Below are 11,647 nucleotides of genomic sequence, written 5' to 3'. Positions count from 1 at the left end.
ATAATAAGGCACTCGCTTAGAGATAGGGCTTAAAAAGCGTAACGCATACCTAACATTAATTCATCTTCGTCGTTATCGCCGACCCCCCCTTCGCCTTCATCGAGCAGGTTGAACTTATAGCTGCCAAATAAAGTGACACCGCCAATATAGCGAGCATATTCAACACCAATAAAATTGATGTCCAAATCCGCTATATCATCGGCCGAAAAGTAACTGTATGTCAGGTTAACGTTGTTATCATCAAAGGAGTAACCCAAATAGACATCAGCAGAACTGTAGTCAGAACCTTTAATGCCGAGGGATGAAATACTGCCTCCTTGATATAAAGCGGCTAGCCATAAGCCGATATCATTGGTGTATTTTGCCGCAGCGAAAAACGCATCGGAGGTATCGGTGTCAGAGCCATTGCCATAAGTCTCATCACTCGCAGCGTAACCGATCCCGAGATCTAACCCCATCGGGATACTGTAGGCCAATGCGGCACCGTAACCATCACTTTTCGCACTTTCGCACTTTCGCTGTCTGAATTGAAGTTGCCATCAACTTGAAACGTCAACCCATAGTCGGTGGTGAATTCATAGCGTAGGACATTTTTGGCCCTATCCGCTGTTGCTACCGTGTATTCATTAATATAGCCACTAAATGTTTCGGCCATATCAGTCCAATCGGTCAAATAAGTAACGGCATTCGTTTGGTGGCCGTAATAGAGGTTACCGTGACTTGTCTCAATCCCTGCATATAAGTAGCGGGTATTCATTTTGACATCATCACTCGAGCCATCTTCCGCCTCTGTGATCTCAAACTCATACTTACCGAAAAATGACACGTTGCTTGATACCACCTGCGTACCATCAACACTCAATCGCACCCTAGATCGATCAGCGTAACTACTGCTGTTTCCGGGTTCTTTGTTGGCGTCAGAAAAGTTAGCCCTGACTTCCGCTCGTCCACCTATGTTAAAGGTGGTGTCATCATCCTGATAAACCGTTGCGGCAGAAACGAATGTGGTTGAAAATGCGCTTGCCACTGCTATGGCGAGAATTTTTTTATTCATTTATTAGATATCCTATCTTCGTTAATCAGATAAAAATCTGTTATTGAATTAACTCCTACTAGCAATAAAAACTTGCCATTATTAACTTAGGTGACAGGAAAAAAAATTACAAAATAATAACTTTTTATTCATCCTGACTTCTACTTTTTGCATTCACCCTGCCCCCCTTTATCCTCAGTAATGACAAGATAATCATAATAAGAGGGCGGCTTTGGCCTAGTAGAAGGCTATTTCATCAGCAAAAGAGGGGCACTTATACAGTTTGCTTGCAGCTTGCCTAAACAGACGTTTACAATGCTCGCAACTCCACTGACCGGTGATCCCTATGCCATACCAATGCCCTCTCTGCCACCAGCCGCTGACCCAACAAGATAAAACGTGGAAATGCGCCAGTAACCACCAGTTTGATCAGGCCAAAGAAGGGTATGTCAACTTGATGCCGGCACACCACAAAGGGTCAAAAAACCCTGGTGATAACAAAGAGATGATGCAGGCCAGACGTCTATTTCTCGACGCCGGCCACTATGATCCAATGCGCCAGATGGTCATTGATAAGCTAGAAAAATATCTCCCGGAAGAGGCTGAACAGTTGTTAGATATCGGATGTGGCGAGGGATATTACACATCCGGTTTTGCCGCAGCACTGCCAGCTCACCCAGCGTTGGAAGTGCATGGTTTAGACATTTCGAAAGTGGCGATTCGCTACGCGGCCAAACGCTACCCGACCAGCCATTTTTGTGTCGCTTCTAGCCACCGTCTGCCTTTTTCCGATCATTCTCTCGATGGCATGGTACGCATTTATGCACCATGCAAAGACAAAGAGCTAAAGCGTACGATTAAAACGGGCGGTATTATTGTTACCGTGACGCCGGCAGCCCGCCATTTATACCAGCTAAAAGAGCTTATTTACGACGGTGTGCGGTTGCATGATATGGCAGCCGAAAGTATCGAAGGCTTTGAGCTTATCGACCAGACCCAACTCCACTACGACATGACACTTAACGGCGAAGAGGCAACAGCGCTGATGCAGATGACGCCGTTTGCGTGGAAAACCAGTGATAATGTCTGGCAGCAACTGGCAGCAAGCAAACAATTCCGTTGCGAAGCCGATTTCGCGATTAGGGTTTATCAGCGACAAGCTTAACGGCCAGCAACAGCAATCACATCGCAATCATCAAATAATAGTAGTTATCAATTGCATTTGATAACTACTATCAACTCATTTATCATCACAGCTTCTATACTTAATGATTTGTTTGTCGTGTATTTTTTACTCGACGTTCCCCCAACTCACTGTGATTTGATGCCCATGAAGAAATGGCTTTCCCTCGGCCTTGCTAGCTTAATGTTCGGCTGCACCTCCCATATTGACGTTACTGATATGAACGACAGCATGCCCCAACCGCTGCCAACCATGTACGACTCGACAATCCTTTCACCACAAGGGCAATCTATGACCCTTACCCAGCTCGCCGATGCACTTAAAGATGCTGATATTGTGCTGGTTGGTGAATGGCACGGCCACCCGGGAGCGCATCTGATGCAGGCCCGCCTTTTTGCTGCCCTTTACCAACAGAGCCCTAATATGGCCCTATCAATGGAGCAGTTCACCCGGGATAAGCAGCATGTCGTTAATCAATATTTAAATGGTGAAATCGGCGAGAAAACGCTGATCAAGGATGGAAATGCTTGGCCTAACTACAGTAGCGACTACCGCCCCCTGGTTGAATTCGCCAAAATAAACCAGCTGGATGTTATTGCTGCCAATGCCCCGAAACCCATTGTTCGCTGCATTGGCCAGCAAGGCGAAAGCTACTTGGATCGGCTACCAACCACTGAGCGCAAATGGGTAGCCAAACAACTCACATTGGGCGACGATGCCTACCATGAAAAATTCAACGCGTCGATGCACCATGGCGACGAAGAAAAAACCAAACGCCAGTTTGCCGCCCAAACGACTTGGGATGACACAATGGCTGAAAGTATGGTGGATTACCTTGCTCTTCACCCCGGCAAACAAATTATTCATGTTGCTGGACGCTTCCATGTAGCCGAAGGTTTAGGTACCGCTTCACGGATCACGGCACGCAACCCGGCTCTAAACGTCATGATGGTGACCCCAGTTACCGAAAAGGCCAATGTGGCAGAAGGATCACCTGATTTTACTTTTCAGGTCATGCAACTACCGACAGCCTATGTCGATAAAGACAAAATGCATGCTGCGATGAAAGAAATATACGGCAGGAATAAAACGTTGAAGTGCTATGAATAACTGCGAGAAAAACCAATAGCCAAGAAAAGAACAGACCCCATCGGCGGCCAAGCTTATGGGGTCATTGGGAGAGATACAGCTAATATCTCATAGCAATTATTATCTCTTACCAGACCTGACCCTTCACTGAACACCGGCCTCTCTGCAGTTTGATCTGTGGCACAGATTTTCATCGCGTCCTTACCGTAAATAAGAAAATATTTCTCTAAAACCATAAATATATCAATAAAGCACAATTATCCTCATACTGACCCAAATACCAGTCAGCGATATAAATTCATCTCAACAAGCAATCACTCTCACTATTCAATGATTGTGTTGCAGCATTATTGACCACCACCGCGTTGCGTAAATGTTAAATGCGTTATGTCATTTTACGCCCTGATACGATAAAACATTATGCTAAGCAACAATTTGAACAGCGTGAAACCAACAAGGAGTGTGAGAATGGATATGAGAAACAATAAACTGCTAACAGCCATCTGGGTCGCCGCCTCATTGAGTATGGCATCTACAGCCGCTGTGGCTGATGTGGCAAAAGTGGCGGTCTCACAAATCGTTGAGCACCCGGCATTGGATGCTGCGCGCAATGGCTTGCTCGATGGCTTGAAACAAAAAGGATATGTAGAGGGCGAGAATCTAGAGTTCAGCTACCAAACTGCACAAGGTAACCCGGCGATTGCAGTGCAAATTGCCAAACAGTTCGTGGGCGAACGTCCCGATGTTCTGGTGGGCATTGCCACCCCTACCGCCCAAGCACTGGCGGCTTCCACCCGATCTATCCCGGTTGTTTTCACGGCTGTGACCGATCCAGTCGGTGCCAAACTGGTCAAAGATATGCAAAAGCCAACGCGCAATGTTACAGGTCTATCTGATCTCTCACCGGTTGCCCAGCACGTTGCACTGATGCAGGAATTATTGCCTGAGATGAAGACCATCGGGGTGGTCTTCAACCCGGGTGAAGCCAACGCCGTTGCCCTTGTTCAGCTACTCCGTGCTGCTGCCGAAGACAAAGGCCTGACAGTGGTAGAAGGCACAGCGTTGAAAAGTGCCGATGTCCAATCTGCCGCCCAGATTGTCGCTTCCAAAGCTGACGTTATTTACGCCCCAACCGATAACACCGTGGCGAGTGCGATTGACGGCCTGGTCAATGCTGGCAACCAAGCCAACACCCCAATTGTCGGCGCCTCAACAACCTATATTGAGAACGGTGCCCTAGCGGCCCTTGGGTTCGACTATTACCAAGTCGGTGTCCAGACGGCTGAGTATGTCGATGCTTTGCTTAAAGGGAAAAAAATCTCTGAGCTTCCTGTCAAAGTGGCGAAAGGTTCCGATCTGGCCCTTAACCAAAAAGCCGCCGATAAACTGGGCTTCACCTTCCCTGCCGCGGTACTTGAGCGAGCATCGTCGATAGAGAAGTAAGAGAGCAGGATGCTCGGTAACAACACTCATAAAGACAAGGAGAATAAGGATGTCTTTCTTTGCCTTTCTCGGAACACTCGAGATCGGACTGGTCTACGGGCTAGTTGCCCTAGGGGTCTACCTGACCTTCCGTATTTTAGACTTTCCCGATCTTTCAGTTGATGGCAGCTTTCCTATGGGTGCCGCAGTTGCGGCAACCGCGATTATTGCGGGGTTCAACCCTTGGGTCGCCACCTCACTGGCTATTGCCGCTGGCGGGTTATGTGGATTGGTAACCGCCTTCTTGGCGGTTCGCTGCGGGATACTCCACCTCCTAGCCAGTATCCTGACCATGATTGCCGCCTTCTCGATTAATATCCGGATCATGGGCAGTCCTAATCTCTCCCTGTTGGGTGAAGATACCTTGTTCACCCCATTTGAAATGCTCGCTTTTGATTACGGATTGGACGAAGGCATTATCCGCCTGGTGATAGTGCTTGCTCTGGTGGTCGCCAGCGCTTGGTTTATCACACGATTGCTCGCCAGCGACTTCGGCCTTGGCCTGCGTGCAACTGGGGTGAACAGCCGGATGGTCAATGCCCAAGGGGGCAATACCGCCCTGTATACCTACTTCGGTTTGGCCTTATCCAACGGGCTGGTCGGCTTTTCCGGTGCCCTTTTTGCCCAAACCAATAGTTTTGCCGATGTCACCTCGGGCGTCGGCACTATAGTGGTTGGTCTTGCTGCGGTGATCCTCGGCCAAACCTTGCTTCCCGGCCGGAAAATCTGGGTCGCTGTCGTTGCGGTGATCCTCGGCTCCATTCTTTATCGCTTGGCTGTCGCCTTTGCCCTCAGCAGCGGGATGTTTGGCCTGCAAGCCTCAGATCTCAACCTGATCACTGCCCTGTTGGTTGCCGTTGCCTTGATCGCCCCGCGCATGAAAGGGAAATGGATTCGTAACAAGAAAAAGCCATCCGCAGCCACCAAAAAGTTAGCCTAGAACGTTGAGGTAAGCATGATTGAACTAAACGATATCCGTGTAACCTTCAACGAAGGCACCATTTTGGAAAACCAAGCGCTCAAGAGTGTTTCTCTCACAGTGCCGGAAAAACAGTTTGTCACTGTGATTGGCTCTAACGGGGCCGGTAAGTCCACGCTATTAGGTGCGGTTAGCGGCGAGACTCCAATGGTCGGGGGGCAAGTGTTGATTGACAATATCGATGTCACCCAAAAAAGTGTCCATCAGCGTGCCGAATATGCGGCAAGGGTGTTCCAAGACCCGCTGGCTGGCACCTGTGGCTCGCTCACCATCGAGGAGAACATGGCGCTGGCCTACAAACGCGGCAGTCAGCGTAGTTGGAAGCTGGCTCTGTCGTCCAAGCGCCGCAAACTGTTTCAGGAGCGGATCAGTATCTTAGGTCTCGGCCTTGAGGATCGCTTGGGTGATAGCATCGGACTGTTGTCCGGCGGGCAGCGCCAGGCAGTCAGCCTAGTGATGGCCACACTGGCAAACAGCAAGCTACTACTGCTCGATGAGCATACCGCCGCCTTGGATCCACGAATGGCCGCCTTTGTGTTGGCACTGACCAATAAAGTGGTTGAGGAATTTGACCTCACGGTAATGATGGTCACCCACTCGATGAAGGATGCGCTGGCCTACGGCGAGCGCACCGTAATGCTGCATCAGGGAGAAGTGGTTCTTGATGTGGCTGGAGAGACTCGCAGTCAGATGGGCGTGAAAGATCTGCTAGAGATGTTCAGCAAGGTCCGAGGGGAGGAATTGGCAGATGATAGTCTGCTATTAAACTAGCAATAAAATTGCTATTCGCGACCAGCGCCAAATTAAAGTAAAATACACATCGTGCCCAGCATGTTCTGGGCCCTTTTTGATTTTTAGGAAAACGATGAAAAAAACATTTGCCTTAACTCACCCAAAAAAAGCGGTTCCACGCGTTGTAGAAGCCATCAAGTACGAAGTAAAAAAGTACCTCAAGCGTGAACGTAACAAATCCCTTCCAGCTGGTGCTGATTACTGGGATTTCGACTGTAAGTTTGGTCATACCGAGCAGGAAGCAAAGGTTATCCACGTTAAAGAAATCAATAAGTGCATTGACGAAGCTGAAACACTAGCGCTAGAGTCATTCTACTTGGAAATCCTGGCTAAGCCGGGTGTTCGCACCAAGCGAGAAGTTGAAGACGAAGAGTAATCGCCGTTTTCAAGACAAAGCCACAATCGCTGTGGCTTTGTCTGCATCACTTCCCTTTTCTGCTTTTTTACCACCTCTTCAGCCATTTTCCTCTTACAAATAAACTCGCTTATTGGCTAGCTAAAAGTCAGTGAGAAGAAGTCGTCGTTGATATTAGAAGTAAAATTCCCCCACTTACATACATTCATGGGTGTATGTAAAATAAAGCTAATGCCCTTACCCAGAGAATACCCATGAAACTTCGTTCGCTAACTGCCAAGGTATGGCTCATATTTCCTATCGGCTTGCTATTGCTGACTGGCTATCGGTTCTCGCAACTGGAAGACACCAATCAGATTCTCCCCCCCCCTCAACCGGTAAAAGTTCAAACGGAGAAAATCACGCCAGAACTGCTAACGGGTTGGTCCTTCTCCGAGGGGACAGTGCAAGCCTACCGCAAGGCATTCCTCGATTTCGAAATGCCGGGCAAAGTCGTTACCATCGGTGAACTGGAAAACGGCACCCAACTTCGGGAAGGAGCACGCGTCTTCGGTCCTGACAAAGCGATCAGGCGCGGCCAACTCTTGGCACAAATTGACAGCCGCCAAAACTCGGCATCAGTAAAAGCACTCGAAGCCCGTCTGCAAGCAGTACGCGCCCAGAAACAAGAGGCCCAAGCTCGCCTGCAACAGGCAGAGAATGATCTCGCTCTTTCCCAGCAAAACTTTGCCAGGATGGAGGAGGTCTATGAGCGCGGCGTGATTTCTCTGGATGAATTCGAACGCAACAAAACCGCTCTACTTAATGCCCATTCAGCCGTTACCATGAACATTAGCGCACTGGAGGCCATTGATTCAGACATTCTGAGTGTGTCCGCAGATATTAACCGTGAAACGGTTAGCCTTGAGAAAACCAGCTTATTTGCCCCATTCGACGGTTATATTGCCGCGATGAATATCCGCGAGGATAACCACTACTACCCACCCGCAGGGATCACTTCAAACCGCGATCGCGAAGCCAGCAGTGCCATTGTGGTGGTTGATGACAGCCTATTGGAAATCCAGCTCGAGTTACCGGTTGAAGATGCCCGCCAACTAAAAGAAGGCCAGACTGTTTATCTCGCAAGCGATAACGCCATCCTGTACCGAGCAGAAGAAAACCAATTCCAAGGTAACGAAGTCGTAACGGGAACTATCTGGTCGGTAAGCCCAACGATCAACCTTCAACGCCGCTCACAAAGTGTCAAAGTACGTGTACTGAACGAGGATCAGAAACTCATCGACGGTGAATTCGTTCGGGCCTGGATCGCCTCGACAGTCGTCGAAGACGCAGTATCTCTGCCGATCTACGCGATATCGTTCCGTGGTGGCAACGCCTTTGCGTTTGTCGTCAATCACGATAACCACGTCGAAGAGCGCCAGCTTTCCCTCGGCCTGCAAGGACTGCGTCGCATTGAAGTACTAAGTGGCCTCAAGGCAGATGATCACGTCGTCACCCGAGGCCAACACCTACTGGTAAACGGTAGCGCTGTTGAGGTAGTAGGAGCGACCCGATGAGGCCGATTGCACGAAAACTCTTTGTCCAAACCTTGGTTGCCCGCCTGTTATTGGGGATGGTGGTGCTCGCAGGGTTGTTGTCGTACAACAATATGGTACGCGAGAACTACCCCGATCTCGAAATCCCCCAAGCCATTGTGATGACCTTCTGGCCAGGGGCTGCGCCAGAGCAAATCGAGAAAGAAATCACCAAACACCTTGAGGATGAGATCCGTAGCTTAAAAGGGCTTAAGTCATTCTCCAGTGGATCATACAACTCTTACTCGATTGTCGCCGTCGAGTTTGATGCCGACATGCCAATGACCGAATCGATGCAATTGCTGCGTGCCGCCGTCGATAAGGCCGAAGCCGAATTTCCGGCCGATGGCAGTATCGAAAAACCCGATATTGAAGAAATGTCAGTCTCCAATATGCCGGTAATAAGCTGGGTGCTAAGTGGTGACGTCGACGATATCTTACTGTCGGATACCGCCAAACGGCTGGAAACCCAGTTTGAAAATCTGCCATTGGTTAAAAAGGTTAACCTCAATGGCATGCGCGAGAAAAGCCTACATGTTCGCCTGAGAATGGACAGGTTGCGTGATCTTGGGATCTCCCCCCTGTTGGTTCGCGATCGATTACAAAATGCCAACCACGATATGGCTTGGGGGGAGTTTGAGTCTGACGAAAATACCTTTAATCTCTACTTATCTGGCCGTTTCGTTACCGTCGATCAGGTGCGCCAACTACCGATCACCCGCCTGAGTGATAACCGTCCGGTACGGTTGGGTGAAGTCGCCGAAGTTAGCCATCGCCTTGATCGCGAAGTCAGCCGAACTTTCTTTAGCGTTAACAACCAAGCTTACGAGCCGGGGATAACCCTCGATGTGCTAAAACATCCTGGAGCCGATACCTTTGCCGTCATCGTGTCTACCCAGAAAATGGTCGATCAACTCACCAACCACTCTGATTGGCCCCAAGGGCTATCCTTGTCTCGGGTCAGCGACGACGGCGAGTTAATTGAGCTGGCATTCAATGATATCTCCAGCTCCATGCAGCAAGCCGTTGTGATCGTGTTTATCGTGTTGATGCTGCTACTCAGCTGGCGCGAAGCCTTGGTTGCCGGCATCGCCCTGCCTGTCACCCTGCTGGCAACGCTGGCCGTGATGGCAAGCTTTGGCTACTCCTTCAACTCCATGATCATGATCGGTATGGTACTGGCACTCGGCCTGATGGTGGATGTCTATATCTTGGTGATGGAAGGAATGCATGAGGGGTTATATGTCAAAAAGCTCTCGTTTGCCGACGCGGCAATGGAAACGGTCCGTCAGTTCATCTTGCCAGCAACCGCGGGTCAGCTCACCACCATTCTGGCTATGGTGCCAATGATGATGGTGGGGGGGATTGACGGTAAGTTTATTCGTATTCTGCCAATCACTATCACCGTCACCCTGCTGCTCAGCCTGTTTATCGCCTTTCTGATCTGTATCCCGCTGTCACGGTACATGCTCGAAAAAGCTGCCGACAACAACAAAGAGCTGCTAATCGATAGGCTCTCAAGCCGCTATCGCCACCATTTACGTCGTTGGCTGAACACCTATGTGCTCAAGAGTAAGCGCCGGGCCGGAGTATGGGTTGGCGGTACACTGGTTCTCTTCATTGCCAGTATCATGTTGGTTGGTTTGATGCCTTCGGAAATGTACCCAGAATCCGATGATCGCAAGATTGGCGTATCACTGGTACTTGCCCCCGACTCGACCTTGGAGCAATCGCAACGGGCTGCGGATAAAGCCGGTGAATTCCTGCGCCAACAACCTTGGGTCGAAAAAGTCATTACCTATGTCGGAGCCAAAAGCCCAATGACAACGGCTTCGCTCAATGATGCCCTGCTGCCGTCCCAAGAATGGAACCAAGTGGGCTTCAGCCTGACTCTCTATCCGAAAGATCAGCGCGATAAGTTGTCATTCGAATACTTGGAGGAAATCCGTGATGGCATCCAACAAGCATTACGCGATGAGCCCGGGATCGAAGTGTCTTTAGTCCACATTGGTGGCAACCCAGATACCTCTGCACCGATCCAAATTGACTTAATTGGTCCAGATTATACCCAACTGATTGCCAACGCCGCAGCAGTCAAAACCGCACTAGCGCGGGTACCTGGTAGCAGCGATATCAATGACAACCTAGGCCCTGCCCGCTATGAGGTGCGCTTTCACTTCAAGCATGAAATGCTAAGCTTCCACCAACTGTCTGAATCCGAAGTCTCACAGCAAATTCGAGTGGCGATGGAGCAAGACGAAATCGGTCACTTCAAGATTGAAGGTATCGATGACGATGCCAAGATGCGTCTTAGCGTATTGTGGCCAAGCCGCGGTGACAACCTAGGCGGTCCTCGACATTTGTCGGAAATGCAGTTACTTCACATCATCAGTCAGGATGGCCGAGCCGTGCCACTGACCGATCTGGTTGATTACCAGATTGTCGAAACACCGCGGGTCTTCGTTCACAAGGAGGGACAGCGTGCTGTTACCGTTGCCTCGCGAACGGAAGGGCGCACAGCAAGCGAGGTACTCACGGTTTTGCTCCCGCAGTTGGAACAGCTGCAAGCCCAGTGGCCGAACGGTTATTACTATCAGCTTGGTGGTGAAATGGCCAAAGCCGACGAAAGCTACAGCGCGATGGGAACGGCTTTTGTACTGGCCATGTGCTCAATCTTCGTATTGCTGGCAGTGATGTTCAACTCGTTTGCCCAACCGGCGATTATCTTGTTGATTGTACCACTCGCCTTGATGGGGACCTTCTTCGGTTATTTCCTCTCAGGCACCGCGATATCGTTCTCGGGGCTGATCGGTGTCGTATCGCTAGCAGGAATAGCGGTGAATAACGGTATCGTGTTGGTTGACACCATGAACCGCCATCTAAAGCGAGGCGAGTCTGTCGCACAAGCAGCAGCCTATGGCGCCGCTGAGCGCCTAAGACCTATCCTAAGTACCAGCTTGACGACTATCCTGAGTCTATTGCCTCTGGCATACAGCGATCCACAGTGGTACCCGCTTTGTATGGCGATTATCTATGGCTTGGTCGCATCGACGATTATTGCCATTGTAATAATCCCCGCGTTGTATATTCTTTTGACCAAACCATTAGGTAGCCCAGTGACACAAAGCGCCTAATTGATTATCGGGAGTGCTGTGGCGCT

Annotated in this window: 10 protein-coding genes; 8 read left to right on the top strand and 2 right to left on the bottom strand. The window is 49.8% G+C overall.

Annotated elements, in window-relative coordinates; genetic code table 11:
* Nucleotides 1-29 precede the first annotated feature (29 nt).
* Nucleotides 30-476, bottom strand: a complete 447-nt coding sequence (locus NHN17_RS04855; protein WP_255041002.1) for a porin — start codon at nucleotides 474-476, stop codon at nucleotides 30-32.
* Nucleotides 449-1,054: a porin gene (locus NHN17_RS04850; protein ID WP_255041001.1), complete on the bottom strand. Its 606-nt coding sequence runs from the start codon at nucleotides 1,052-1,054 to the stop codon at nucleotides 449-451. The genes NHN17_RS04855 and NHN17_RS04850 overlap by 28 nt, the downstream gene beginning before the upstream one ends.
* 325 nt (nucleotides 1,055-1,379) lie before the next feature.
* Here NHN17_RS04850 and rlmA point away from each other — a divergent pair, with 325 nt between their 5' ends.
* The 8 genes from rlmA to NHN17_RS04810 all read left to right on the top strand — a co-directional run bounded on the left by rlmA (nucleotide 1,380) and on the right by NHN17_RS04810 (nucleotide 11,621).
* Nucleotides 1,380-2,198 carry a 23S rRNA (guanine(745)-N(1))-methyltransferase gene (gene rlmA / locus NHN17_RS04845; protein WP_255041000.1) on the top strand — a complete coding sequence of 273 codons (819 nt, stop codon included), beginning with the start codon at nucleotides 1,380-1,382 and terminating at the stop codon, nucleotides 2,196-2,198.
* 165 nt (nucleotides 2,199-2,363) lie between these two features.
* A complete protein-coding gene (locus tag NHN17_RS04840) occupies nucleotides 2,364-3,326 on the top strand; it encodes a ChaN family lipoprotein (RefSeq protein ID WP_255040999.1) in 963 nt (320 codons plus the stop codon).
* 453 nt (nucleotides 3,327-3,779) lie between these two features.
* On the top strand, nucleotides 3,780-4,748 hold the full coding sequence (locus NHN17_RS04835; RefSeq protein ID WP_255041070.1) for an ABC transporter substrate-binding protein: 969 nt from the start codon (nucleotides 3,780-3,782) through the stop codon (nucleotides 4,746-4,748).
* A gap of 49 nt (nucleotides 4,749-4,797) precedes the next feature.
* Nucleotides 4,798-5,727, top strand: a complete 930-nt coding sequence (locus NHN17_RS04830; RefSeq protein ID WP_255040998.1) for an ABC transporter permease — start codon at nucleotides 4,798-4,800, stop codon at nucleotides 5,725-5,727.
* 15 nt (nucleotides 5,728-5,742) lie between these two features.
* Nucleotides 5,743-6,537 carry an ABC transporter ATP-binding protein gene (locus NHN17_RS04825; protein ID WP_255040997.1) on the top strand — a complete coding sequence of 265 codons (795 nt, stop codon included), beginning with the start codon at nucleotides 5,743-5,745 and terminating at the stop codon, nucleotides 6,535-6,537.
* Between the two features lie 94 nt (nucleotides 6,538-6,631).
* Nucleotides 6,632-6,934: a DUF6172 family protein gene (locus tag NHN17_RS04820; protein WP_255040996.1), complete on the top strand. Its 303-nt coding sequence runs from the start codon at nucleotides 6,632-6,634 to the stop codon at nucleotides 6,932-6,934.
* A 233-nt stretch (nucleotides 6,935-7,167) separates the two neighbouring features.
* A complete protein-coding gene (locus NHN17_RS04815; protein ID WP_255040995.1) occupies nucleotides 7,168-8,469 on the top strand; it encodes an efflux RND transporter periplasmic adaptor subunit in 1,302 nt (433 codons plus the stop codon).
* Nucleotides 8,466-11,621: an efflux RND transporter permease subunit gene (locus NHN17_RS04810; RefSeq protein ID WP_255040994.1), complete on the top strand. Its 3,156-nt coding sequence runs from the start codon at nucleotides 8,466-8,468 to the stop codon at nucleotides 11,619-11,621. The genes NHN17_RS04815 and NHN17_RS04810 overlap by 4 nt, the downstream gene beginning before the upstream one ends.
* Nucleotides 11,622-11,647 lie beyond the last annotated feature (26 nt).

It is taken from the genome of Photobacterium pectinilyticum (genome assembly GCF_024357955.1).
GTDB lineage: Bacteria > Pseudomonadota > Gammaproteobacteria > Enterobacterales > Vibrionaceae > Photobacterium > Photobacterium pectinilyticum.
The sequence above is the reverse complement of the archived record's forward strand: the minus strand, read 5'-3'. Positions and strand labels throughout refer to the sequence as shown.